Annotated in this window: 23 protein-coding genes; 11 read left to right on the forward strand and 12 right to left on the reverse strand. The window is 73.4% G+C overall.

What is annotated here, in order from left to right; all coding sequences use genetic code 11:
- Positions 1–98 precede the first annotated feature (98 nt).
- From IG74_RS0128495 to IG74_RS0128515, 5 genes are all read left to right on the forward strand, one after another.
- Complete coding sequence (locus IG74_RS0128495; RefSeq protein WP_030683177.1) at positions 99–1,076, forward strand: metallophosphoesterase family protein; 978 nt, start codon at positions 99–101, stop codon at positions 1,074–1,076.
- Between the two features lie 22 nt (positions 1,077–1,098).
- Entirely contained in the window at positions 1,099–2,373 is a 1,275-nt protein-coding gene (locus tag IG74_RS0128500; protein WP_051855573.1) for an MFS transporter, read from the forward strand.
- A 2-nt stretch (positions 2,374–2,375) separates the two neighbouring features.
- Complete coding sequence (locus IG74_RS0128505) at positions 2,376–3,410, forward strand: TolB family protein (RefSeq protein WP_051855576.1); 1,035 nt, start codon at positions 2,376–2,378, stop codon at positions 3,408–3,410.
- A gap of 85 nt (positions 3,411–3,495) precedes the next feature.
- Complete coding sequence (locus tag IG74_RS0128510) at positions 3,496–3,915, forward strand: RidA family protein (RefSeq protein ID WP_030683180.1); 420 nt, start codon at positions 3,496–3,498, stop codon at positions 3,913–3,915.
- The gene (locus IG74_RS0128515) at positions 3,912–4,355 is read left to right on the forward strand and encodes a GNAT family N-acetyltransferase (protein ID WP_030683182.1); all 444 of its coding nucleotides are present in this window, start codon (positions 3,912–3,914) and stop codon (positions 4,353–4,355) included. The genes IG74_RS0128510 and IG74_RS0128515 overlap by 4 nt, the downstream gene beginning before the upstream one ends.
- Before the next feature lie 23 nt (positions 4,356–4,378).
- On the opposite strand, the gene IG74_RS0128520 is transcribed toward IG74_RS0128515, so the two are convergent.
- The 3 genes from IG74_RS0128520 to IG74_RS0128530 all read right to left on the reverse strand — a co-directional run bounded on the left by IG74_RS0128520 (position 4,379) and on the right by IG74_RS0128530 (position 8,415).
- The gene (locus IG74_RS0128520; protein WP_078869105.1) at positions 4,379–5,365 is read right to left on the reverse strand and encodes a glycoside hydrolase family 6 protein; all 987 of its coding nucleotides are present in this window, start codon (positions 5,363–5,365) and stop codon (positions 4,379–4,381) included.
- Between the two features lie 126 nt (positions 5,366–5,491).
- Positions 5,492–7,045 carry a YfcC family protein gene (locus IG74_RS0128525; RefSeq protein ID WP_030683185.1) on the reverse strand — a complete coding sequence of 518 codons (1,554 nt, stop codon included), beginning with the start codon at positions 7,043–7,045 and terminating at the stop codon, positions 5,492–5,494.
- Positions 7,042–8,415 carry a M20/M25/M40 family metallo-hydrolase gene (locus tag IG74_RS0128530; protein ID WP_030683187.1) on the reverse strand — a complete coding sequence of 458 codons (1,374 nt, stop codon included), beginning with the start codon at positions 8,413–8,415 and terminating at the stop codon, positions 7,042–7,044. The genes IG74_RS0128525 and IG74_RS0128530 overlap by 4 nt, the downstream gene beginning before the upstream one ends.
- A 137-nt stretch (positions 8,416–8,552) precedes the next feature.
- On the opposite strand from IG74_RS0128530, the gene IG74_RS0128535 reads away from it, so the two are divergent.
- Complete coding sequence (locus IG74_RS0128535) at positions 8,553–8,972, forward strand: RNA-binding S4 domain-containing protein (protein WP_030683189.1); 420 nt, start codon at positions 8,553–8,555, stop codon at positions 8,970–8,972.
- A 13-nt stretch (positions 8,973–8,985) separates the two neighbouring features.
- On the opposite strand, the gene IG74_RS0128540 is transcribed toward IG74_RS0128535, so the two are convergent.
- Positions 8,986–9,987, reverse strand: a complete 1,002-nt coding sequence (locus tag IG74_RS0128540; RefSeq protein WP_158857816.1) for an acyltransferase domain-containing protein — start codon at positions 9,985–9,987, stop codon at positions 8,986–8,988.
- Between the two features lie 76 nt (positions 9,988–10,063).
- Here IG74_RS0128540 and IG74_RS0128545 point away from each other — a divergent pair, with 76 nt between their 5' ends.
- On the forward strand, positions 10,064–10,321 hold the full coding sequence (locus IG74_RS0128545) for a DUF6343 family protein (RefSeq protein ID WP_030683194.1): 258 nt from the start codon (positions 10,064–10,066) through the stop codon (positions 10,319–10,321).
- A gap of 14 nt (positions 10,322–10,335) precedes the next feature.
- Here IG74_RS0128545 and IG74_RS0128550 read toward each other — a convergent pair whose 3' ends face one another.
- The 4 genes from IG74_RS0128550 to IG74_RS0128565 all read right to left on the reverse strand — a co-directional run bounded on the left by IG74_RS0128550 (position 10,336) and on the right by IG74_RS0128565 (position 12,967).
- Positions 10,336–10,749, reverse strand: a complete 414-nt coding sequence (locus IG74_RS0128550) for a tetratricopeptide repeat protein (RefSeq protein ID WP_030683196.1) — start codon at positions 10,747–10,749, stop codon at positions 10,336–10,338.
- A 166-nt stretch (positions 10,750–10,915) separates the two neighbouring features.
- Entirely contained in the window at positions 10,916–11,296 is a 381-nt protein-coding gene (locus tag IG74_RS0128555) for a DUF3592 domain-containing protein (RefSeq protein WP_030683198.1), read from the reverse strand.
- A 109-nt stretch (positions 11,297–11,405) separates the two neighbouring features.
- On the reverse strand, positions 11,406–12,005 hold the full coding sequence (gene coaE / locus IG74_RS0128560) for a dephospho-CoA kinase (RefSeq protein WP_030683200.1): 600 nt from the start codon (positions 12,003–12,005) through the stop codon (positions 11,406–11,408).
- Between the two features lie 23 nt (positions 12,006–12,028).
- The gene (locus tag IG74_RS0128565; RefSeq protein ID WP_030683202.1) at positions 12,029–12,967 is read right to left on the reverse strand and encodes a PAC2 family protein; all 939 of its coding nucleotides are present in this window, start codon (positions 12,965–12,967) and stop codon (positions 12,029–12,031) included.
- Positions 12,968–13,094: 127 nt separating this feature from the next.
- On the opposite strand from IG74_RS0128565, the gene IG74_RS0128570 reads away from it, so the two are divergent.
- Together IG74_RS0128570 and IG74_RS0128575 are read left to right on the forward strand one after the other, a co-directional pair.
- Positions 13,095–13,295, forward strand: coding sequence for a hypothetical protein (locus tag IG74_RS0128570; RefSeq protein WP_030683204.1), 201 nt, complete (start codon positions 13,095–13,097; stop codon positions 13,293–13,295).
- Between the two features lie 253 nt (positions 13,296–13,548).
- Positions 13,549–14,514 carry a right-handed parallel beta-helix repeat-containing protein gene (locus IG74_RS0128575; RefSeq protein WP_030683205.1) on the forward strand — a complete coding sequence of 322 codons (966 nt, stop codon included), beginning with the start codon at positions 13,549–13,551 and terminating at the stop codon, positions 14,512–14,514.
- 145 nt (positions 14,515–14,659) lie between these two features.
- Here IG74_RS0128575 and rpsA read toward each other — a convergent pair whose 3' ends face one another.
- Positions 14,660–16,165 (reverse strand): 30S ribosomal protein S1, encoded by a 1,506-nt coding sequence (rpsA, locus tag IG74_RS0128580; RefSeq protein WP_030683207.1) that lies wholly within the window; start codon positions 16,163–16,165, stop codon positions 14,660–14,662.
- Between the two features lie 375 nt (positions 16,166–16,540).
- Here rpsA and IG74_RS0128585 point away from each other — a divergent pair, with 375 nt between their 5' ends.
- Positions 16,541–17,356 carry a class I SAM-dependent methyltransferase gene (locus tag IG74_RS0128585; RefSeq protein ID WP_420709952.1) on the forward strand — a complete coding sequence of 272 codons (816 nt, stop codon included), beginning with the start codon at positions 16,541–16,543 and terminating at the stop codon, positions 17,354–17,356.
- A 61-nt stretch (positions 17,357–17,417) separates the two neighbouring features.
- The gene (gene hrpB, locus IG74_RS0128590) at positions 17,418–19,958 is read left to right on the forward strand and encodes an ATP-dependent helicase HrpB (RefSeq protein ID WP_030683211.1); all 2,541 of its coding nucleotides are present in this window, start codon (positions 17,418–17,420) and stop codon (positions 19,956–19,958) included.
- A gap of 24 nt (positions 19,959–19,982) precedes the next feature.
- On the opposite strand, the gene IG74_RS0128595 is transcribed toward hrpB, so the two are convergent.
- From IG74_RS0128595 to IG74_RS0128605, 3 genes are all read right to left on the reverse strand, one after another.
- A complete protein-coding gene (locus IG74_RS0128595; RefSeq protein ID WP_030683214.1) occupies positions 19,983–20,990 on the reverse strand; it encodes a DUF3068 domain-containing protein in 1,008 nt (335 codons plus the stop codon).
- A gap of 11 nt (positions 20,991–21,001) precedes the next feature.
- Positions 21,002–21,136, reverse strand: coding sequence for an SPW_0924 family protein (locus tag IG74_RS51225; RefSeq protein WP_107059042.1), 135 nt, complete (start codon positions 21,134–21,136; stop codon positions 21,002–21,004).
- A gap of 213 nt (positions 21,137–21,349) precedes the next feature.
- Complete coding sequence (locus IG74_RS0128605; RefSeq protein ID WP_030683216.1) at positions 21,350–23,146, reverse strand: lytic transglycosylase domain-containing protein; 1,797 nt, start codon at positions 23,144–23,146, stop codon at positions 21,350–21,352.
- Positions 23,147–23,161: the final 15 nt, after the last annotated feature.

Consider the following 23,161-nt stretch of genomic DNA (forward strand, 5'->3'; position numbering starts at 1 on the left):
CCTAACAATTCCCTGCCACGATATTGACGCGCACATGCTCACCTCGTCACCATTCCTGGCACGGCCCCTCCCGCACCCCCCATCGCCAGGAGACGGACATGCCGCAGACACCCCTTGCCGGAAACCGGAACGACAACAACCGCAACGCCAAGCGCCGTACCGGACGGGCCCGTTGGCTCGTGCCCGCGGCCGCCACCACCGCCCTCGCCGCCACCGGCGGCCTGCTGCTCTGGTCGCCCGCGGGGGCCGCCGAGAACGACGGCATCGGGCGGGCCGCGTTCTCCGCCGTCGCCGTCGGCGACATCGCCGAGCAGTGCACCAAGAGCGACAGCAAGTGCGCGCACCCCAAGACCGCCGCGCTCGTGCAGCAGCTGAACCCGGACTTCGTGATGACCATGGGCGACAACCAGTACGACGACGCCCGTCTGAAGGACTTCCAGAAGTACTACGCGACCACCTGGGGCGCCTTCAAGAACAAGACGAAGCCGGTGCCCGGCAACCACGAGACGTACGACCCGGCGGGCGCCCTCAAGGGCTACAAGTCCTACTTCGGATCCGTCGCCTACCCCGACGGCAAGAGCTACTACAGCTTCGACAAGGACAACTGGCACTTCATCGCCCTGGACTCCAACAGCTTCGACGACCGGGCGCAGATCGACTGGCTCAAGCGCGACCTCGCCGCCAACGGCAAGAAGTGCGTGGCCGCGTACTTCCACCACCCGCTGTTCTCCTCCGGCGAGCACGGCAACAACCCGGTCAGCAAACCCGTCTGGAAGCTGCTCCAGGGCGCGAAGACGGAGCTGGTCCTCGGCGGCCACGACCACCACTACGAGCGGTTCGCGCCGCAGAACGCGAACGGCGACGCCGACGCGTCGAACGGGATCGTCGAGGTCATCGCCGGCACCGGCGGCGCCAACCCGTACAAGATCGAGGAGGTGCAGCCGCACAGCCAGAAGCGGATCACCAACACCTACGGCGTGGTGAAGTTCGACTTCGCCGACGACGGGTTCTCGTGGAAGCTCATCGGGACCGACGGGTCCACGAAGGACAGCAGCCCCGCGTACTCCTGCCGCTGACACCGGACCTGGTGCCCCGCCCATGTATCTGGCAACCACCGACGCGGTCGCCACGGCCACCGACGGCCGCCGCTCCCGCGGCCGCGTCACCGGGCCCGTCCTCGCGCTCGGCGCGGTCAGCCTCGTCACCGACATCTCCTCGGAGATGGTCGCCGCCGTGCTGCCCCTGTACTTCGTCCTGGGGCTCGGGCTCTCACCGCTCCAGTTCGGCTTCCTCGACGGGCTCTACAACGGCGTCACCGCCGTGGTCCGCCTCGCCGGCGGGTACGTCGCCGACCGGCGCGAGCGGCACAAGCTCGTCGCCGGCTCCGGCTACCTCCTGTCGGCCCTGTCCCGGCTCGGCCTGCTGCTCGCGGGCGGGGCCACCGCCGGGATCGGGGCCGCCATCGCGGCGGACCGGCTCGGCAAGGGCGTGCGGACCGCGCCGCGCGACGCGCTGATCTCCCTGCACAGCCCGCCCGACCGGCTCGGCCGCGCCTTCGGCGTGCACCGGGCGATGGACACCACCGGCGCGCTGCTCGGCCCGCTCGCGGCGTTCGCGCTGCTGTGGGTCACGGCGGACGCCTACGACGCCGTGTTCATGGTCAGCTTCTGCTTCGGGCTCTTCGGAGTGCTGCTGCTCGTCGCGTTCGTCCCGGGCCGGGAGGCGCCGCCGCCCGACCGCCGCCGGGCGCGCGGGCCTTCGGCGCCGCGCCTCGCCCTCGCCCTGCTGCGCCACGCGGCGTTCCGGCGGGTCTGCGGCGCCGCCGCGCTGCTCGGGGCCGCCACGGTCGGCGACGCCTTCCTCTACCTGCTGCTCCAGCGGCGCCTCGACTTCGCCGAGAGCTACTTCCCGCTGCTTCCGCTCGGCACCGCCGCCGTCTATCTGCTGCTCGCCGTGCCCGCGGGGCGGCTCGCCGACCGGTTCGGGCGCCGCGGACCGTTCCTCGCGGGCCACGCCGCGCTGCTCGCCGCGTACGCCCTGCTGCTCCTGCCGACCGGCGGACATCTGCTGCTGGTGGGCGTGCTGCTCGCCCTCGGCGTGTTCTACGCCGCCACCGACGGCGTCCTGATGGCGCTGGTGGCCCCCTTCGTGCCGCCGGACCAGCGGGCCAGCGGTATGGCCGTGGTGCAGACCGGCCAGGCGCTCAGCCGGCTCGTCGCCGCCGCGGGCTTCGGCGCCGCGTGGACGCTGTGGGGCATCGGCACCGCGCTGACCTGCGCGGCCCTCGCGCTCACGGCCGCGATCGGGGGCGCGGCGGCACTGCTGCCCCGCGCCGAAGAGCCGCACGGCACGCTCCGACGGAGGACGACCTGACCATGACCCGCCCGCACCTGACGACCAGGTCCACACCCCTGCCCAAGCCGATGGCCACCCGGCCTCGCGTCCTCGCCGTCGCCGTGGCCGCCGCGATCCTCGCCACCGTTGCCGTCACCTACACCGTGCGGGCGGCGCACGAGGCGCCGCCCACCGTCACCACCTCCGAGTTCGCCCTGGACCGGGGCCAGTTGTACTTCCGCTCGACGCAGGCGGGAGCGGGCCGCGTCGCCCGGCTCCCGCTCGCGGGCCGGGGCCCGCGCACCACCGGCGGGCCCACCTGCGAGCGCTTCCACGCCGCCGGGGGCACCGGCCTGTGCCTCCTGCGCCGCCCGGGCATCCCGCCCAAGGCGTACGCCGTCGTGCTCGACGGCAGGCTGCGCGAGAAGCGGCGCATCGCGCTGCCGGGCATCCCGAACCGGGCGCGGGTCTCGGCGTCCGGGCGGATGCTGTCGTGGACCATGTTCACCACCGGCGACTCGTACTCCGGCGGAGGCGGCTCCTTCTCCACGCGCACCTCGATCCTGGACACCCGCACCGGCTATTTGATCAAGAACATGGAGGAGATCCCGCTCACCATCGACGGCCGCCGCCACCACTCCCCCGACGTCAACTACTGGGGCGTCACCTTCGCCCGCGACGACAACCGCTTCTACGCCACCGTCTCGACGAAGGGGAAGACGTACCTCGTCCGCGGCGACCTGCGGAAGTGGACGGCGACGGCGCTGCGCGAGAACGTCGAGTGCCCGTCGCTGTCCCCCGACAACACCCGCCTGGCCTTCAAGAAACGGGTGCGCGAGGGCACCTCGGACCCGTGGCGCCTGTACGTCCTCGACCTGCGCACCCTGCGCGAGCGCCCGCTCGCCGAGCGCCGCTCCGTCGACGACCAGGCGGCCTGGCTCGACGACGGCACCCTGGCCTACGCCCTGCCGGGCCGCGAGGGGCGGAAACAGGACATCTGGACCGTGCCCGCCGACGGCTCCGGACGGCCCGCGCTGCGGATACCGGACGGCAGTTCCCCCGCGGCGGTGCGCTGACGCCGCGTACACGACAGAACGAACAGGTCACGGGCCCGGGGAAATTGAGGTGCGCCCACCCCGGCGCGCCCCGCACGATGCCCCCATGACCACGCACCGCACCGTCGTCCCGTCCCTCTTCCCGCCGCCCGGATACGCCCACGCCGCAGTCGTCGAAGCCGGTACGCGGCTCGCCTTCATGGCGGGCTCCGTACCCCTGGACGCCGAGGGCGCGCTGGTCGGTGCGGGCGACGTCGCGGCGCAGACCCGGCAGGTCGTCGCCAACCTCGACGAGGCCCTGCGCGCCATCGGCAGCGACCTGTCCCAGGTCGTGGCCAGCACCGTGTACGTCGTCGGGCACGAGCCCGGCGCGCTGACCGAGGCCTGGGAGGTCGTCCGCGCCTCGGGCCTGCTCACCACCGAACCGCACACGTCCACGCTGCTCGGCGTGACCGTCCTCGGCTATCCGGGCCAGCTCGTGGAGATCACCGCCACCGCCGTGGTGCCGGGGACGAGCGGCGCGTGAGCATCACCCTGCGGGCCGCCACCGCCGGGGACGGCGCCGCCGTGGCGGAGGTCTATCTGCGCTCGTACGACGCCGCCCTGCCGACCGTGCGCAGGGCCCACACCGACGACGAGGTGCGGGACTTCATCCGGGACGTGGTGGTGCCGCGCGGCACCACGTGGGTGGCGGAGGCGGCGGGCTCGGTCGTCGGCCTGATGGTCCTGGACGGCGAGCGGCTCAGCCAGCTCTACCTCGCGCCCGCCTGGCGCGGCCACGGCATCGGCGACCGCTTCGTCGCCCTCGCCAAGGAGCGCAGCCCGCACGGCCTGACCCTGTGGACGTTCCAGGTCAACGCGCCCGCCCGGCGGTTCTACGAGCGCCACGGCTTCACCGCCGCCCAGTGGACGGACGGTGACAACGAGGAGGGCGAGCCGGACGTGCGCTACGACTGGCGGCCCTGAACGCCCGCTGCCGCCCCGCGCCGTCAGATACGGGCGTTCCGCGCGAGTTCGAGGGCGTACCGCGGCCACCAGTCCCCGGCCTCGGGCCCGCCCCTGCAGGTGCCGTCGGACTCGCCGGGGCGCTTCACCCACAGGTAGGCGTCGACGGCGGGGTCGCCGGTGCGGGTGGTGGGGGCCGTGCCGAGGGCCCGTCCGGGCGGGTTGCACCACGGCTCGACGCCCGCGTACGGCCCGTTGCCGTTGCGGCTGCTGTCGATGACGAAGTGCGGGCCGCCGCCGAGCGCCCGCGCGAGCCGGTGCCCGTACGCCGCGCTCACCGCGTCGGTGTGGAAGTTGGACACGTTCAGGGCGAAGCCGTCGGCGCGGTCGACGCCCGCCTGCCGCAGCGGCGCCACGAGCCGCCCCACCTGCGGGATCCAGGTGGCGTTGCCCGCGTCGACGTACACCTTGGTGCCCGGCTGCCGCTTGAGCCGGTCCACGGCGTGGGCGAGCAGCTCGTACCGCTCGTCGGTGTCGGCGCCCGCGCAGCCCGCCACCGCCTGGGCGACGGCGTCCGGTTCGAGGACCACGTACGCGCCGCGCGTGCCGAGCCCGGCCGCGAAGCCGTCGATCCACGCCCGGTAGTGGTCGGCGTCGCGCGCGCCGCCCGCCGAGTAGGCGCCGCAGTCGCGGTCCGGGATGAAGTACGTGACGAGCACGGCGGTGCGCCCCGCCGCGGCCGCCCGCTCCACCAGCGAGCGCACCACCGGCTCGGGCCCGTCCTTGCTCAGCCACTCGGCCTGCGGGCGCACCGAGATCCGGGCCAGCGCCCAGGCGTCGGTGAGCCGCCCCTGCCGCATCCACGCGGCGGCCTGACGCGCGGCACTGGTGTCCGGGTTCACCCAGAAGGAGACGTCGGCACGCGGTGCCTCGACGTCGGAGGCCGGGGCGGCGGCCAGCGAGGCGAGGGCGAGCACGCCGACGACGGCGCGGCGGAGGCCACGCGAACGGGGCCGAGCTGTCTGCGGCAAAGGAGCACTCCGATTTCCAGCCCGTCCGGCGCTTGCGGACGAGGCCGAAGGCCGATGAACGGGGGTCCAGGGGGGCAGAGCCCCCCCTGGTTTCGGGAAGGGGCGGGTTCGGGGACAGACCCCCCGTCACGTCACCGCCGCCCCCAACGCCACGAACCCGCAGATCAGCACCGCCAGGATCGCGAGCAGCGGCCACACGAACCGCAGGTACCGGTCGTAGCCCACCTTCGCCAGGGCCACCCCGCCGATGGTCACGGCGGTGGTCGGCACCCACAGGTTCATCCACCCGCTGGCCGCCGCCCAGGCGGTGACGACGACCGACCGCGACACCCCGGCGAAGTCCGCGAGCGGCGCGAGGATCGGCATGGCGAGCGTGGCGTGCCCGGACGTGGACGGGATCAGGAACGCCAGCGGCAGGTTCACCAGGAACACGATCACCGCGAACACCCCGGACGACGTGCCCTTGACCACGCCCTCGATCGAGTGCAGGACCGTGTCCGTGACCTGCGAGTTGTTCATGATCACGGTGACGCCCCGGGCAAGCACGATCACCAGGGCGGGCGAGATGAAGTCGGCCGCGCCCTGGATGACGGTCGCGCTGAGCCGCTGCTCCCCCATCCGCGCGACCAGGCCCACGAGCACCGCGGCGCACAGGAACAGGGCGGCCAGCTGCGGGAAGGACCAGCCGAGTTCGAAGCCGTACGGCTCGGCGTCCGCGTCCCCGGTGAGCGCGCTCGACCACGGCACCACCGAGAAGATCATGAAGGCGAAGACCAGGGCGACGACCACCAGGATCGCCTGGTGCAGCCGGGTCAGCCGGGGCACCTCGGTGTCCGTCCGCCCCGCGCCCGCGGCCTGCTCGCGATCGCCCGGCAGGAAGCCGCTGAGCGAGCGCTCGGGGTCCTTCCGCACGCGCCGCGCGTACCAGATGACGTACGCGACCGTCACCGCCGTGAGCACCAGCCACATCGCGAACCGCAGCACGATGCCGTCGCCGAGGGAGATGTCCGCCGCCGACGAGGCCACGCCCGTCGCGAAGGGGTTGACCGTCGAGCACAGCACGCCGACGCCCGCGCCCAGGATGATCGCGCCGACGGCGGTCATGCGGTCGTAGCCGAGGGCCAGCATCAGCGGCACGATCAGGCCGTAGAAGCCGAGCGTCTCCTCGGCGAAGCCCTCGACGGTGCCGAGGACGGAGAACACCACCATGACGCCCGCGATGAGCAGCGCGCCGCGCTCGCGCAGCCGGTGGGCGAGCCGGCCGATGCCCCGGTCCAGGGCGCCGGTGGCGAAGACGACGGTGATGAACGCGCCGATGGCGAGCACGAAGAGGAACACGCCCGCGCTGCCGTACAGGTCCCCGGTGAGGTCCGGGCCGACCTGGCCCGACTCGGTGTCCTGGATGCCGTACAGGCCGTTGACCGGCGCGAGGAACAGATCGTTGAGGCGGTCGGCGAAGGACTGCTCGCCGGCGACGCGGTGGTAGCTGCCCTGGACGGGGGCGCCCTTGTCGTTGCGGTCGTACGCGCCGGAGGGGATGAGGAAGGCGAGCAGCCACACCGCCACGGTGACGACGACGAGGACGGTGAGCGCGCTGGGGAAAGTGAACTTCCGCTTCCCGGCGGGCTCTTCGGGAGCGGGCGCGGGGACGGGCGGAGTCGGCGGCGGGGGCGTGCTCATGCGGTGCCTCCCGCCCGACCACCGGCGCGGAAGCCGTCCGCGTACTCGCGTACGAAGGCGCCCATGGCCACGACGGTGTTGCGCAGCTCGGAGAAGAGGACGCGCTCGTTCGGGGCGTGCAGATTGCACATGCTGTCCTGCGCGCCGAAGAGGAGCACCTCCGCGCCGGGCGCCGCCTCGGCGAGGCCGTTGACCAGCGGGATCGAACCGCCCGTCGCCACGTACGAGGCGTCCGCGCCCCAGGCCTCCTTGAGGGCGGCGAGCGCGGCGCGGTAGGCGGGGCCGCCGGTCGTGGCCTCGTAGCCCGGGCCCGTGTCGCCGGGCGTGACGGTCAGCGGGACGCCGAAGGGCCGCAGGGACCGCAGGTGCTCCACGAGCCTCGTCTGCGCGTCGCGCGGGTCCTGGCGCGGATGGAAGCGCAGGTTCAGCTTCGCCCGCGCGTGCGGGACGACCGCCGACGCGGCGTGCTCGACGCCGGGCGCGTCCAGGCCGATCACGGTGATCGCGGGCCCGCTCCACAGCCGCTCGCCGAGGCCGCCGCTGCCGATGAGCGGCACGCCGTCGCGCACGCCCGCGAGGTCGCGGAACTCCTCCTCGGTGTACGAGGTGCCGGTCCACTCCTCGCGGCGCAGGCCCGCCACGGCCACGTCGCCGTGCACGTCGTGGAGGGTGGCGAGGGCCTTGAGCAGGACGAGCAGCGCGTCGGGCGCGGCGCCGCCGAACTCGCCGCTGTGGCGCGGCTCGTCGAGCGTGCGCACCTCGACGACGACCTCGGCGGCGCCGCGGAGCCCGGTGGTGAGGGTGGGGGTGCCGGGGCGGAGGTTGCCGAGGTCGGCGATGACCATGGCGTCGCAGGCGAAGCGGCCGGGGTCGGTGGGCGGATAACCGTCGAAGGCGCTGCCGTACTCCTCCTGGCCCTCGACGACGATCTTCACGCCGACGGGCGGGCGGCCCCCGTAGGCGCGCAGCATCCCCAGGTGCGCGATGACGTTGGACTTGTCGTCGGCGATGCCCCGGGCCCGCAGGCCCCCGTCGACGGGCGTCGGCTCGAAGGGCGGCGACCGCCACAGCTTCTCGTCGCCGGGCGGCTGCACGTCGTAGTGGCCGTACAGCAGGACGGTCGGGGCCGCGGGGTCGGGCGGGGGGATCTCGCCGTAGACGACCGGGGCGGTGTCCGGCAGGTCGATGCGCTCGACCGTGGGCACACCGGCGTCCAGGAGCAGCGCGGCGACCAGGTCGTGGGCCTCCTCCACCGGCCCGCTCGGGAACCCGGGGAAGGCGATCGAGGGGATCGACGACAGCCGTACGAGGTCGGCGCGCAAGCCGTCCATCAGGCCGTCGACCGTGGTTGCGAGCTCTTCGGGCGTCATGGGCAGCACCTCGGGATCAGCCGTCATGAGTGATTTGCCGTAATAGGCCCGAATTATCGGGTGCGGTGGCTCGCGGATTCCGGACGGCTCGCCGTGCGCCCGGGCCGCCCGCACCGATGCCGCATTAAGGTCGACCCATGGCTTCGGAGACTTCGGGAGGCGACGCGACGGCCGGCACCGTGCGCGTCGACAGCTGGATCTGGTCGGTGCGCCTGGTCAAGAGCCGCTCGATGGGCGCGGCCGCCTGCAAGGGCGGCCACGTGCGGGTCAATGGCGAGCGCGTGAAGCCCGCGTACGGCGTGAAGCCCGGCGACGAGGTCCGCCTCCGCCAGGCCGGCGGCCGCGAGCGGATCGTGATCGTCAAGCGCGCGATCCGCAAGCGGGTGGGCGCGCCCGTGGCGGTCGAGTGCTACGTGGACAACAGCCCGCCCCCGCCGCCCCGCGAGGCCGTGGCCCCGGCCGGCATCCGCGACCGCGGCACGGGCCGCCCCACCAAGCGCGACCGCCGCGAACTGGAACGCCTCCGCGGCACCCCGGGCCACCCCCCGGCCCCCTGAGCCCCGGCCGCGGCTACAGCCGGAACCAGCCGTGGCCGCCGTACCAGTGCCCGCCCGCGCGCAGATGGTCGCCGACGGCCCGCTCCACGCGGGTGCGGCGCGGCAGTTGGGCCACCGGCAGGTCCCGGTCGCCGAAGACGAAGCCGATCGGCACGGTGTCGTCGGGCTCCTCGTCGCCGTACGTCGTGGCGAGCCGGAAGCGGTCCTGGAAGCGCACGATGTTCGCGTCGACGGGCAGATACCGCTTCAACTGCGGGTCGAGCAGCCATGAGTGGCACACCGCGACCACGTGGCGCTCCTCGGGGAAGTGGCGCGGGAAGAACTCCCGGGCGAGCGCCACCGAGCGGTCGCACGCCTCGGGCGACAGCGGACCGTGGAAGTCCGGTATGTGCACGCTCAGACACAGGTCCTGGGGGCCGAGGCGGAGACCGGCCCGCGCGACGGCCTCGGCCATGCGCTCGCCGAGCCGCGCCCGCTGGAACTGCAGCCGCCCCAGCTGGTAGAGCTCGCCGCGGAAGTGCAGCGCGTTCCAGGAGGGCACCGGCACGCCGCGGCCCCCGTGCCCCCTGCGGTGGACGGCCAGGTGCCGCCCGAGGTCGGCGAGGGTGCGGCGGGCGACGCCCTCGGGTATGCCGTGGCGGCGGTGGTAGGCGCGCACGTACGGCAGCGCGGCGAGGAACACGTACACGTAGAAGCAGCTGCCGAACTCGCCCAGCTCCTCCGGCAGGACCGGCATGCGGGGCTGCGCCCCGGGCTCGCCCAGATCGCGCACCAGCGCGTCGACGCACCGCTCCAGGAGCCACCGGGTGTCGTCGTGCCCGAGCACGTGCGCGCGCAGGGCCACGAGCTGGTTGACGTCCTCGTGGGGCACGGCCAGATCGAGGAGGACCTCGATCAGCTCGTCGGCTTCCGGCAGGACGGCGGCGACCCGCGGCTCCCCCGCGTCCGCCAGCTCCTTCAGCCACGCGGCGAGCCCCTCGTCACTCTCCGCCGCGGCCCGCAGCACGTCCAGCACAACCCCACCTGCCCCTCGGTCGCCCCTTCCGCTCCGCCCGCGCCGGGTGGACCCTGGAAGGAGGAGATGACGTCCGATGCGCACAGGCAGTGAACCGGTCACGGCACGCAGCCCCTTGCGCATGCGCTTCTGGTTCAGCGTATGGGGCCTGATCTGGGCGACCGCGGGCACGGTGGCCTTCGCGCTGGCCGGGCGCCCCGGCTGGGCCGCGGCGTGCGGCGTGCTGTGGGTGGTGATCACCGTGGACATGGCGCTCGTGCTGCGCCACATCCGGCAGGGGCCGCACTTCCAGCCGGGCCGCGACGTGCCGCCGTACGAGCCGCCGAAGGCCTGAGCACACCGGGGCGATCACGCGCGGCCGTTGGTGCCGTCCGTGCCGCCGGGGCCATCAGGACCGTCAGGGCGGTCGAACCGCGCCGCCGCCAGGTACTCCGGCTGCGGGTCGAGCGCCGCCGCGAGCCGGAAGTGGCGGCGCGCCTGGTCGGGCCGCAGGGCGCGCTCGTAGGTGCGGGCGAGCGCGAAGTGCGCGAACGCGTTGTCCGGCTCGCGCTCCAGGACGATGCTGAACTCCAGCTCGGCGGCGCGCAGTTGGGCGGAGGCGAAGAAGGCGCGGGCGCGCAGCAGCCGCGCCGCCGTGTTCTCCGGATGGGCGGCGATGACCGTGTCGAGGAGCTTCACGGCACCCCGAGGATCCCGTGCGGCGAGGAGCTGCTCCGCCGCGCGGAAGTCGATGACGTGACTCTCCGGGCTGCTGTCGGGCACGCCGGACTCCTTCCCTCGCCTCCCCGGGTTAACGCCCCGGGCACGTGCGCATATTCCACTACGGTTCCGCGCGGCGGGCGCGCGGGCGGCCCTGTGCGGCGGGCGCGAGGGCAGATGTACGCGGCGAGCGCGCGGGTGCTCCTACGCCGCGAGCGCGCGGGCGGTTCTACGCCGTGAGCGCGAGGGCGAGTCCCGCCACCACCAGGCCCGCGCCCGCCCCCACGAACGTCCAGTCGAGGCCGCGCCGTTCGCGCCCGAGCAGCACCACCTCGCGGGGGTCGTCGGCGTCGTACGCGATCGGCACCAGGTCGCCCGCCCGCAGCGGCCTGCGGCGGCTCTCCGGCACCGGCGAGACGACCTCCATGACCTGCCCGTCCGCCGTCTCGAACTGCAGCGTCGGCCGGTCCGCGCCCTGCCGCACCGCTTTGACGAGCGCTTCCGTCAGCTCCCCCGCCTCGGTGACGCGCCGGGTCCGCGCCAGGCCGTACGCGCCCGCGAGCAGCGCCACGAGCCCGCCCACCGCCGTGAACGCCGCCCATACGACCACGGTGCCGCCCCTCCTGTGCCTCGCTGGAATCACCACCCCGGACACGTCGATCACCTGCGGATCCGTTGGTGGCCGGTCGCGCGGTTCCGCGCGCCCCTGCGGGGCGCGCCTACGTCCGCGCCCGTTCCTGAAGGTCCTGCCACACGGCCGCCACGCGTGCGGCGAGGCCGTCGAGCGGTCCGTCGTTGTCGATGACGATGTCGGCGATCTCCAGGCGCTTGTCGCGCGTGGCCTGGGCCGCCATCCGGGCGCGGGCGTCGTCCTCGGTCATGCCGCGCAGCCGCACCAGGCGGTCCAGCTGGGTCGCGGGGCTCGCGTCGACGACGATCACCAGGTCGTAGAGCGGGGCGAGGCCGTTCTCGGTGAGCAGCGGCACGTCGTGCACGACCACCGCGTCCGGGGCCGCGGCGCGCTCCAACTCCGCGGAGCGCGCGCCCACCCGGGGGTGCACGATGCCGTTGAGCACGGCCAGCTTCGCGGCGTCGGAGAAGACGATCGCGCCGAGCTTCGGCCGGTCCAGGGAGCCGTCCGGGGCGAGGACGTCCTCGCCGAAGGCCTCGACGACCTCGGCGAGCCCCGCCGTGCCGGGCGCCACCACCTCGCGCGCGATGCGGTCGGCATCGATGAGGACGGCCCCGGACGCGACGAGCAGCCGCGACACCTCGCTCTTGCCGGCGCCGATACCGCCGGTCAAACCCACCTTCAGCATGACCGGCAGCTTAGGCCCTGGCGTCAGCCGTCGCCTTCCCGCTCCGCGAGGAAGCGCTCGAACTCGCGGCCGATCTCGTCCGCCGACGGGATCTCCACGGGCTCGGCGAGCATGTTGCCCCGCGACTCCGCGCCCGCCGCCGCGTCGTACTGGTGCTCAAGTCCCTGCACGAGGGCGACCAGTTCCTCGTCGCCCTCCTGGATCTGCCGGTCGATCTCGGTCTGGGTGCGGTGGGCCTCCGTGCGCAGCGCGTGCGCGGCCGAGGGCAGCACCAGACCGGTGGCGGCGGTGATCGCCTCCAGGACGGTCAGGGCCGCGTCTGGGTACGAGGACCGGGCCACGTAGTGCGGCACGTGCGCGGCGACGCCGAGCACGTCGTGGCCCGCCTGCGACAGGCGGTACTCGACCAGCGACTCCGCGCTGCCGGGCACCTGCGCCTCGTCGAAGGGGCTGGCGTGGCCCGGCACCAGGTCGGTGCGGTTGCCGTGCGGGGTCAGACCGACGGGGCGGGTGTGCGGGACGCCCATCGGGATGCCGTGGAAGTTGACCGAGAGCCGGACGCCGAGCCGCTCCACGATCTCCTTGACGGCGGCGGCGAAGCGCTCCCACTCGATGTCCGGCTCGGGTCCGGAGAGCAGCAGGAAGGGCGCCCCGGTGGCGTCCTGGAGCAGGCGCACGTCGAGGGTGGGCTCCTCGTAGTCGCTCCACTTGTCGCGGCGGAAGGTCAGCAGCGGGCGCCGTGCGCGGTAGTCGACGAGCCGGTCGTGGTCGAAGCGGGCCACGACCTGTCCGGGCAGGCTGTCCACGAGCCGCTCGACGATCTGGTCGCCGGTCTCGCCCGCGTCGATGTAGCCGTCGAAGTGGTAGAGCATGACAAGACCGGCCGACTCCTGGGCAAGCGCCATGTCGACGACCGCGAGCCCCTTGGGCTCCCACGCGTACAAACCCTGCGGATCAAGCACAGTGACCGCTCCTCCTCGTGTTCATAGTGCAGAACGCGCCCTGGAAGGCGGGCATTCCCGCCGTCGGCGATCGCGTCGGCGCGGAAGCGGTTAGGGTCCCGGGTACGCCGCAGCGAAGGGGGCACCCGTGGCCAAGGTCAGCATCAGTCTCGACGCGGAACTGGTGGTGGAGGTGATGGTTCTGGCCGGGGTGGGTTCGCCGCAGGACGCCGTCGAGGCGGTCGTACGCGACTACATCGCGCGGGGCCACCGCACGGAGGCGCGCACCGAGCGCACGGACCAGAGCCTGCGCGACGCGGAGCCGAGGGCGCGGGAGGAGCAGGGCTGACCCGCCCCTGCCGGAGGAACGCGACCGACGCCCTCCTGATGTTCGTATCCGTGAACTAGGCCCGGGCGAGGCCGAGTTCACGGCTTCCCCCTGCCCACCTGCGGCGGCTCACCCGCCCTTGACGCAAGCCTTGACGCGCACATGCCCCACCTCTACCGTCTCGGAGCAGTTCAGCGTTCAGCATCCCGCCCAGTATTCACGTACACGAACACGCTTCGTCCTTGCTTCGCCCGTCCACGGGAAGGGACCCCCCATGCGCACGCGCTCCCTGCTCGCCTCCGCACTCGCCGCCGTCACCGCCACGGGCGGGCTCGCCCTCACCGCGTACGCGCGGCCTGGGGCGCCCGCCGAGACCATCGAGGTCTCCACGGCCGCCGAGCTCAAGGCGGCGCTCACCGCCGCGTCCCCCGGCGACACGATCCACCTCGCCGACGGCAGGTACTCCGGGAACTTCAAGACCACGACCGCCGCGAGCTCCGGCGCCCGCATCACCCTGACCGGCTCCCCGAAGGCGGTCCTGACGGCGGGCGGCGGCTACGGCCTGCACCTCAACGCGGCCTCGTACTGGACGGTCAAGGGCGTCACCGTCACCGGCGGCCAGAAGGGCATCATGATCGACTCGGCGCGGGGCGTCGTGGTGGACGGCGTGACGGTCCACGGCCTGGACATGGAGGGTGTGCACTTCCGCAAGTCGAGCCCCGACGGCGTCATCAAGAACTCCCGCATCTACGACACCGGCAACGACGGCCGGGGCATGGGCGAGGGCGTGTACGTGGGCTCCGCGAACACCCTCTCCGACAAGAGCGACCACGTGCAGGTGCTGGACAACGTCATCGGCCCGGACGTCGGCGGCGAGGCCGTCGACCTCAAGGAGGGCACGCGGAACGGCCGCGTCGCGGGCAACACGTTCGACGGCAGGGGCCTGACGGGCAACAACTACGACGACTCGTGGATCGACGTGAAGGGCAACGGCTACGTCATCGAGGGCAACACCGGCAAGAACACCACGAACAACGGCTTCGAGACCCACACTCAGCAGCCCGGCTGGGGCTGCGGCACGGTCTTCCGCGCCAACAAGTCCGACCTGACCGGCGCGACGGGCGACAAGCAACTGGCGATCAACGTGACGAACCAGAGCGGGTCCTGTCGGACGACGGTCCACGCGAGCAACACGGTGAGCGGCGGCAAGGGCCTGACGAACGTCCCGGTCACGCCATAGCAGTGCCCCGAAAGGGGCGCGGGGAACTGCGCGACCAGCCAAGGCGAATCGGCAGACAAAGAAGAACGGAAACGCCTGTGGGCCCGCACTCCGGAGAGTGCGGGCCCACAGGGCGTTCAGCTACCGCTCAGTGAACGGCGTGCGGTCAGCTCTGACCGCCGGCAAGCTTCTCGCGAAGCGCGGCGAGCGCCTCGTCCGAAGCCAGCGCGCCGGAGTTGTCCGCACCCTCGGAGGAGTACGAACCGCCGCCGCCACCGGAAGCGGCCGGAGCCGCAGCCGCGGCGTCGCCGCCCTCGGCCGCCGCCTGGGCGTCGGCCTCGCGGGACTTGATGACCTGCGCCTGGTGCTGCTCGAAGCGCTGCTGGGCCTCGGCGTACTGGGTCTCCCACGCCTCGCGCTGGGCGTCGAAGCCCTCCAGCCAGTCGTTGGTCTCCGGGTCGAAGCCCTCGGGGTAGATGTAGTTGCCCTGGTCGTCGTAGGACGCGGCCATGCCGTACAGGGTCGGGTCGAACTCGACCGACGCCGGGTCGGCACCGAAGGACTCGTTGGCCTGCTTCAGGGACAGCGAGATCCGGCGACGCTCGAGGTCGATGTCGATGACCTTGACGAAGATCTCGTCGTTGACCTGGACGACCTGCTCCGGGATCTCCACGTGGCGCTCGGCCAGCTCGGAGATGTGGACCAGACCCTCGATGCCCTCGTCCACGCGGACGAACGCACCGAACGGAACCAGCTTCGTGACCTTGCCGGGCACGACCTGGCCGATCTGGTGGGTGCGGGCGAACTGCTGCCACGGGTCTTCCTGGGTCGCCTTCAGCGACAGGGAGACGCGCTCGCGGTCCATGTCGACGTCCAGGACCTCGACCGTGACCTCCTGGCCGACCTCGACGACCTCGGACGGGTGGTCGATGTGCTTCCAGGACAGCTCGGAGACGTGGACGAGACCGTCGACGCCACCCAGGTCCACGAAGGCACCGAAGTTGACGATGGAGGAGACGACGCCGGAGCGGACCTGACCCTTCTGCAGGGTGGTGAGGAACGTCTGGCGGACCTCGGACTGGGTCTGCTCGAGCCAGGCACGGCGGGACAGGACCACGTTGTTGCGGTTCTTGTCCAGCTCGATGATCTTCGCCTCGAGCTCCTTGCCCACGTAGGGCTGGAGGTCGCGAACACGGCGCATCTCGACCAGGGAGGCCGGGAGGAAGCCGCGGAGGCCGATGTCGAGGATGAGACCACCCTTGACGACCTCGATGACGGTACCGGTGACGATCCCGTCCTCTTCCTTGATCTTCTCGATGGTGCCCCAGGCACGCTCGTACTGGGCGCGCTTCTTCGAGAGGATCAGGCGACCTTCCTTGTCCTCCTTCTGGAGAACAAGGGCCTCGATCTCGTCACCGACGGCGACGACCTCGTTGGGGTCGACGTCGTGCTTGATGGAGAGCTCGCGGCTCGGGATGACGCCTTCGGTCTTGTAACCGATGTCGAGCAGGACCTCGTCCCGGTCGACCTTCACGATGACGCCGTCGACGATGTCGCCGTCGTTGAAGTACTTGATCGTCTCGTCGATCGCGGCGAGGAAGGCTTCCTCGTTACCGATGTCGTTGACCGCAACCTGCGGGGTGGTGGCGGTGGTCTCGGTGCTGCTCGTCATGTGGGAAAGGGCTCCGGTACGGACATTGAAGTCGTAGGTACTGCATACGCCGGAGCCCGTTTCGCTCTGCCGAAGCCGGACAGCTTAGGAGACACGTTTCCGAAGGTCCCGAAGGAACGGAAAGCGCCTCGACAACCGAGGGGACATACAACAGATGCGAGCGCAGCCTGCTATGTCTGAGGAACGCAAGCTCGCAGCGCAACTTGTAGCATACGGGGGCCGCCCGACAGGGTCAATGCGCGAAGGCGCACACCCGGGGCGGATCGCCGCATTCCCGGCACAAATCAAGTTGCAAGAGGCCACACGGGCCGCAGTGCGCTCTGCCGCGTCGCCTTCCGGAGGACGGCGCCCCGCAGCGTACCGACGAGGGAGCAGATCATCCAAGAGCCCGACGCATCCGAGCCCGAGGCCACCCGGCGTGACGCCGACATCACCGAGAGTGTGCGCGCCAATCGGGGCTGGTGGGACCGGAACGCCGACGAGTACCAGATCGAGCACGGCACGTTCCTCGGCGACGACCGCTTCGTCTGGGGCCCCGAGGGCCTCGACGAGGTCGAGGCGGAGCTGCTCGGTCCGGTGGAGGACCTGAAGGGCAAGGACGTCCTGGAGATCGGCGCGGGCGCGGCCCAGTGCTCGCGCTGGCTGGCCGCCCAGGGCGCCCGGCCCGTGGCGCTCGACCTCTCGCACCGCCAGCTCCAGCACGCGCTGCGGATCGACGGCGGCCGGGTGCCGCTGGTGGAGGCGGACGCGGGGGTGCTGCCCTTCGCGGACGGCTCCTTCGACCTCGCCTGCTCCGCGTACGGGGCGCTGCCGTTCGTCGCGGAGCCGGTGCGGGTGCTGCGGGAGGTGCGGCGGGTGCTGCGGCCCGGCGGCCGCTTCGTGTTCTCCGTGACGCATCCGATCCGCTGGGCGTTCCCGGACGAGCCGGGCCCCGAGGGCCTGTCGGTGGCCGCCTCGTACTTCGACCGGACGCCGTACGTGGAGCAGGACGACAGCGGCCGCGCGGTCTACGTCGAGCACCACAGGACGCTCGGCGACCGGGTGCGGGACGTCGTCGCGGGCGGCCTGCGCCTGGTGGACCTGGTGGAGCCGGAGTGGCCGGCGTGGAACACCCAGGAGTGGGGCGGCTGGTCCCCGCTGCGCGGGAACCTGATCCCGGGAACCGCGATCTTCGTGTGCGAGCGGGACTAGCGGGACCACCGTTCCGCGGGGGCGCGGCGGCCGGCCGCCGCGCCCGTACGACACTGGGGGCGTGATCCGTGACGCCGCCCTGAACCTGCCCGTGCGCGAGGCGCTGCCCGCGCTGCGCGACGCCCTCGCCGGGCCGGGAGCCGCCGTGCTGTGCGCGCCGCCCGGCACGGGCAAGACCACCCTGGTGCCACTGGCCCTCGCGGGCCTCACGGAGGGTGACGGGCCGGTACGTCGTGTGGTCGTCGCCGAGCCCCGGCGCATCGCGGCCCGCGCCGCCGCCCGGCGGATGGCGTGGCTGCTCGGCGAGAAGGTCGGCGGGACCGTCGGCTACACGGTGCGCGGCGAGCGCGTGGTGGGCCCGCACACGCGCGTGGAGGTCGTCACGACCGGCGTTCTGCTCCAGCGGCTCCAGCGCGACCAGGAACTGGCGGGCGTCGACGTCGTGATCCTCGACGAGTGCCACGAACGGCACCTGGACGCGGACACCGTGGCGGCCTTCCTGATCGACGTGCGCGAGGCGCTGCGCCCGGAGCTGAAGCTGGTGGCGGCGTCCGCGACGACGGACGCGGAGGGCTGGGCGCGGGTCCTCGGGGGCGCGCCGGTGGTGGCCGCGGCGGGCGTCGCGCACCCCGTGGAGGTGGTGTGGGCGCCGCCGAAGGACCCGGTGCGGCCGCCGCACGGCATGCGCGTGGACCCCGCGCTGCTCACCCACGTCGCCGCGGTGGTGCGGCGGGCGCTGCGCGAGCGCGAGGGCGACGTGCTGTGCTTCCTGCCGGGGGTCGGCGAGATCGGCCGCGTGGCCGGGCAGCTGGCGGGCCTCGCGGACGTGGAGGTCCTCCAGGTGCACGGGCGCGCCCCGGCCGAGGTGCAGGACGCGGTGCTCGCCGGGGGCGAGCGGCGGCGCGTGGTGCTCGCGACGTCGGTGGCCGAGTCGTCCCTGACGGTGCCGGGGGTGCGGGTCGTGGTCGACTCGGGCCTGGCCCGCGAGCCCCGCGTGGACCACGCGCGCGGCCTCAGCTCCCTGACGACGGTACGGGCCTCGCAGGCGGCGGGCCGGCAGCGCGCGGGGCGGGCCGGGCGCGAGGCGCCGGGCACGGTGTACCGCTGCTGGGCGGAGGCGGCGGACGCGCGGCTTCCGCGCTTCCCCGCCCCCGAGATCAAGGTCGCCGACCTGACGGCGTTCGCCCTCCAGACGGCGTGCTGGGGCGACCCCGGCGCGACCGGCCTCGCGCTGCTCGACCCGCCGCCCGGTGGCGCGATGGCGGCCGCGCGCGAGGTCCTGACGGCCGTCGGGGCGGTGGACGCGGAGACGGGCCGCGCCACGGAGCGCGGCCTGGGCCTGTCCCGGGTGGGTGTGCATCCCCGGCTCGCGCGCGCCCTCCTGGACGCCGCGCCCCGGGTCGGCGCCCGCCGGGCCGCGGAGGCCGTGGCGCTGCTGAGCGAGGAGCCGCCGCGCGCGTACGGGGACGACCTCGCCGCGGCCCTGCGGGGCGCCCGGCGCGGGGATGACGGGTACGCCGCCCGGTGGCGCGCGGAGGTGTCCCGGCTGACGGCCGCCGCGGGCTCCGCGGCTTCCCGGCCGCCCGCCGGTGACGCGGCGGCGAAGGCGCCCGGCGACGACGCCGTCGTCGGGCTCGTGGCCGCCCTCGCCTTCCCCGAGCGCGTCGCCCGGCGCGCGGCGGACGGAACGTATCTGATGGCGGGCGGCACCCGCGCCGAGGCGGGCCCGGGGTCCGGGCTCGGCGGGGCGCCCTGGGTGGCCGTGGCGGTGGCCGACCGGCCCGTCGGCGCCGGGCACGCGCGCGTACGGCTCGGCGCGGTCGTCGACGAGGACGCCGCGCGGGCCGCCGCCGCCTCCCTGTACGCGGAGGGCGACGAGGTCGCCTGGGCGGAGGGGGACGTGGTCGCCCGGCACGTGGAGCGGCTCGGCGCGGTGGAGCTCACCGTGCGGCCGCTGCGCGACCCGGACCCCCGGCTCGTACGGGAGGCGCTGCTCGACGGGTTGCGGCGGGAGGGCGTGGCGCTGCTGCGCTGGAGCAGGGACGCCGCCGCGCTGCGGGACCGGCTGCGGTTCCTGCGCCTCCACCTGGGCGAGCCGTGGCCCGACGTGTCCGACGCGGCGCTGCTCGCCGCGCCCGACGCGTGGCTCGAACCGGAGCTCGGCCGGGCCCGGCGGCGCGCGGACCTGGCCCGGATCGAGGCCGGGCAGGCGCTGACGCGGCTGCTTCCGTGGGCGGGCGGCGAGGCGGTCCGCCTGGACGAGCTCGCGCCGGAGCGCGTGCAGGTGCCGAGCGGCTCGCGGATCCGGGTGGACTACGCGGATCCGGAGCGGCCGGTCCTCGCGGTGAAGGTGCAGGAGATGTTCGGGCTCGACGACACGCCCCGGGTGGCCGGGGTGCCGCTCCTCGTGCACCTGCTCTCGCCCGCGGGGCGCCCGGCCGCGGTCACCGCGGACCTGGCCTCGTTCTGGCGCGACGGCTACCGCTCGGTGCGGGCGGAGCTGCGCGGCCGCTATCCGAAGCACCCGTGGCCTGAGGACCCGGCGCGGGCCACGCCCACACGGCACACCAAGGCCCGCCAGGAGCGTGCCGAACGGGCCTGACGGCCGGGCGCGCGGCGGCCGCGCTCAGGCGTTCACCGGCTGCGGCCGGGGCTCGGGCTCCCCCGTCGGCTCCGGGTCGCCGGGGCTGCGGCCGCGCGCCTCCAGCCACAGGGCGAGGGCGAGCAGCAGCACGCCGAGGCCGAGGAACCCCCACGGCAGGTACGAGGTCATGAGCAGGACGAGGACGCGCTGGGACTTGACCAGGTCCACGGTGTGGCGGATGTAGTCCTCGCGCATCTTCACGTGCCCGGAGAACGCGGTGACCTTGTCGCGGTCGCCGAGCAGGGTGCCGCCGCGCAGCTCCTCCTTGTGGATCTCCTCGCCGTACACGGGCGCGCCGGTGGTCGGCTCGATCCAGAACTTGCGGACCGTGGTGTACCAGCGCGTGGTGCCCGTCTTGGCGATGGACTCGGGCGTGATGCCCTTGACCGGCAGCGTCTTGGGCATGGGGACCTTGGTCCAGGGGATGGTCTGCTCGAAGTAGTAGACCTCCACGCCCCGGAAGGTGCGGGTGCCCCGGTAGTGGATGGGCTTGGTGACACGGGCCTGCGCGTCGAAGTACTCATAGTCCCGCTTCTCCGTCAGGAAGGGCCACTTGAACTCGATGCCCTCGCGCCGCACCGGGTCGCCGTCGACCATCTCGCCGGTGGCGTGGACGGGTTCCTGGCTGTGGGCGTCGAAGATGTAACGCTCGGGGATCTTGGAGACCATCTTGCCGTCGGGCCCTTGGACGTACGACAGCGTGTCCCAGACCACGACGTCGCGGGAGGAGTCCCCGTCGTTCCTCTCGATCTTCTCGGAGGCCTCCACGTTGCCCTTGAGGGTCTGCACGATGGTGACCTTGGGGACCTTCTTGGCCTTCATCGTGCCGTAGTCGATGAGGGTCGCAGGCTTCGCCTCCAGGACCATCGTCTCGTACCGGCCGGGCGGAATCTTGACCAGGCGCGGGAAGGCGTACCAGCGGAGCAGCGGGGCCGTGGTCGCGAAGAACACGGCGAGGGCGAGCAGGACCAGACCGGCCTTGCGGCGCATCGCGGCCCTCCCTAGGGGTGCTCGGGGACGGTGGTGAGCAGCGGCTCGGGCGAGGTCCCGCCGGACGGGGCGCCGACGGCCGTGACGGTGAGGACCAGGGCGAGGGCGGCGGCCAGGCCGACGGCGGCGGCGATGAGGGCGCGCATGCGGGCCTCCCGGGCGGGCTCGGGGCCGGACGCGACGAACCGCCCGTCCGTAACTGACTGTTCGTCAGAGCGGGGGCACCGTAGCAACGCGCGGGCGAGATGAGAACAGGTCGCGCGGACACGGGGCGGCGGGCACCCCGCCGTGAACGCGGGCCGCCCCCGCGCCGTGCCGGGCGCGGGGGCGGACTCGGTGAGGTGCCGGGGGCGGTCCTGTCAGGCGCTCGGCGACGCGGACGTGGACGGCGACGCGGAGCCGGACGGCGTGGACGACGGCGACCCGGAGGGCTCCTCGGGCTCCTCGGTGACGGGCGCCGTCACCTTCAGCTCGACCAGGAGCGTGCCGCCGCCCTCGGTGACGATGCGCAGCAGATAGGTGCCCGCCGCGCCGTCGGCGTACATCTTCGGCAGCAGCAGCTTGCCGTCGGCGTCCGTCTTCAGGCCCTTGAGGGTGCGGACCGGCTTGCCGTGGGCGCCCTTGAAGTAGGGGCCCTTGTCGTTCGCGACGGGGCCGTCCTTCGACTTGACCATCGTGGCGGTGGCGGCGACGCCGGCCGCGGGCTTGTCCTTGTACGTCGCCTCGACCTCGACCCGCTCGGCGAAGGCCTGCCCGGCCACGCAGGTCAGCGGCTTGTCGCTGGTGCGGGTGAGCGCGTCGGCCTGGCGCGCGGTGACCTTGCCCGGCACGTTGACCTGGTCGAGGTAGCGGCTCACCACCAGGGCGCGGACGGTGAACCCGCCCGTCGTCTCGCCCGCCTTGAGGACCGGCGAGACGGCCTTGCCCTCGGCGTTCGTGGTGACGGTGACGCTGCGGACGCCGCCCTCGAAGCGCGTGTCCGTCTTGCCGCTGATCGTGAACCGGATCTTCGCCTTGGGCACGCCGTGGCCCGAACGGTTCTCGGCACGCACCACCGCGCGCTTGTCGAAGGCGTCGCCCGCGGTCGCGGCGAGCTCCTTCGCGCCCGCGTTCTCCAGGCGGGCGACCTGGTCCTGCGGGGAGGGCTTGGGCGGCTTGGGCGGCTTCGGCTTGCCCGTATTGCCGCCGTCGCCCGGCTTCTCCGAGCCGCCGTTGCCGGGCTTGCCGGAGCCGCCCCGCGCCGGCGGGGTGTACTTGCCCTCGCGCTCCACCGGGGTCGTCGTGTCGGGCAGCGTGGACGGCGGCGTGGACGGGCCGGGCCGCTGCGGCCGGTCGTCGCTGCGGTCACCCGGCAGCTGGCCGGTGCCGTCGGGGATCTCGTGGGTGCCCTTGCGGTAGTACTCCAGCCACGACAGGACCGTGTTCAGGTACTCCGTGGACTGGTTGTAGCTGAGGATCGCGGCGTGCAGGTCGGCCTTGACGGCGAGGTCGCGGCTGTTCCCGCACAGGTAGTGCGCGGCGGCGAGCGCGGCGTCGTAGATGTTGTTCGGGTCCTTCTTGCCGTCGCCGTTGCCGTCCTTGCCCGAGGACGCCCAGGTCGAGGGGATGAACTGCATGGGGCCGACGGCACGGTCGTGCGTGGTGTCGCCGTCGAAGGCGCCGCCGTCGGTGTCCGTGATCTTCGCGAAGCCGTTGCCGTCGAGGACCGGACCGAGGATCGGCGTGAGGGTCGTGCCGTCGTCGTCCACGCGGCCGCCGCGGGCCTGGCCCGACTCGACCTTGCCGATCGCGGCGAGCAGCTGCCAGGGGAGGTTGCAGCCCGGCTTCGCCGTGCGCACGGCCGCCTCGGCCTTCTTGTACGCGTCCAGGACCGTGGCCGGCAGGCCCGCCTCCGCGTCGCCCTTGGCACCGCCGCCGGGCTTGCCGCTGGGCGGCACCGGGCTTTCGAGGGGCGGCAGGTCCGTGTAGTACGGAGAGTTGCCGGTCGCGGAGTCGCCGTCCGGCGGCGGCGCGGAGTCGGCGGCCCACTCGTCACGCGGCTGGTCCGTCGTCGCCACGCCCGGGGCCTGCGAGGCGGCCAGGGCCGCCACCGCCGCGGCGGCGACCGCGGTGGTCACCGTCGCCTTGCGCAGCCGCTTGCCGAATACCGGCGCCATGTCCGTGAATCCCTC

The sequence above is a fragment of the Streptomyces sp. NRRL B-1347 genome (assembly GCF_000720325.1).
Lineage (GTDB): Bacteria > Actinomycetota > Actinomycetes > Streptomycetales > Streptomycetaceae > Streptomyces.

Excerpts from the sequence above, each read along its gene's own strand:
- IG74_RS0128495 (WP_030683177.1), top strand. The coding sequence starts at position 99 with ATGCCGCAGACACCCCTTGCCGGAAACCGGAACGACAACAACCGCAAC.
- IG74_RS0128500 (WP_051855573.1), top strand. The coding sequence starts at position 1,099 with ATGTATCTGGCAACCACCGACGCGGTCGCCACGGCCACCGACGGCCGC.
- IG74_RS0128505 (WP_051855576.1), top strand. The coding sequence starts at position 2,376 with ATGACCCGCCCGCACCTGACGACCAGGTCCACACCCCTGCCCAAGCCG.
- IG74_RS0128510 (WP_030683180.1), top strand. The coding sequence starts at position 3,496 with ATGACCACGCACCGCACCGTCGTCCCGTCCCTCTTCCCGCCGCCCGGA.
- IG74_RS0128525 (WP_030683185.1), bottom strand. The coding sequence starts at position 7,045 with ATGAGCACGCCCCCGCCGCCGACTCCGCCCGTCCCCGCGCCCGCTCCC.
- IG74_RS0128530 (WP_030683187.1), bottom strand. The coding sequence starts at position 8,415 with ATGACGCCCGAAGAGCTCGCAACCACGGTCGACGGCCTGATGGACGGC.
- IG74_RS0128535 (WP_030683189.1), top strand. The coding sequence starts at position 8,553 with ATGGCTTCGGAGACTTCGGGAGGCGACGCGACGGCCGGCACCGTGCGC.
- IG74_RS0128545 (WP_030683194.1), top strand. The coding sequence starts at position 10,064 with ATGCGCACAGGCAGTGAACCGGTCACGGCACGCAGCCCCTTGCGCATG.
- coaE (WP_030683200.1), bottom strand. The coding sequence starts at position 12,005 with ATGCTGAAGGTGGGTTTGACCGGCGGTATCGGCGCCGGCAAGAGCGAG.
- IG74_RS0128575 (WP_030683205.1), top strand. The coding sequence starts at position 13,549 with ATGCGCACGCGCTCCCTGCTCGCCTCCGCACTCGCCGCCGTCACCGCC.
- rpsA (WP_030683207.1), bottom strand. The coding sequence starts at position 16,165 with ATGACGAGCAGCACCGAGACCACCGCCACCACCCCGCAGGTTGCGGTC.
- IG74_RS0128595 (WP_030683214.1), bottom strand. The coding sequence starts at position 20,990 with ATGCGCCGCAAGGCCGGTCTGGTCCTGCTCGCCCTCGCCGTGTTCTTC.
- IG74_RS51225 (WP_107059042.1), bottom strand. The coding sequence starts at position 21,136 with ATGCGCGCCCTCATCGCCGCCGCCGTCGGCCTGGCCGCCGCCCTCGCC.
- IG74_RS0128605 (WP_030683216.1), bottom strand. The coding sequence starts at position 23,146 with ATGGCGCCGGTATTCGGCAAGCGGCTGCGCAAGGCGACGGTGACCACC.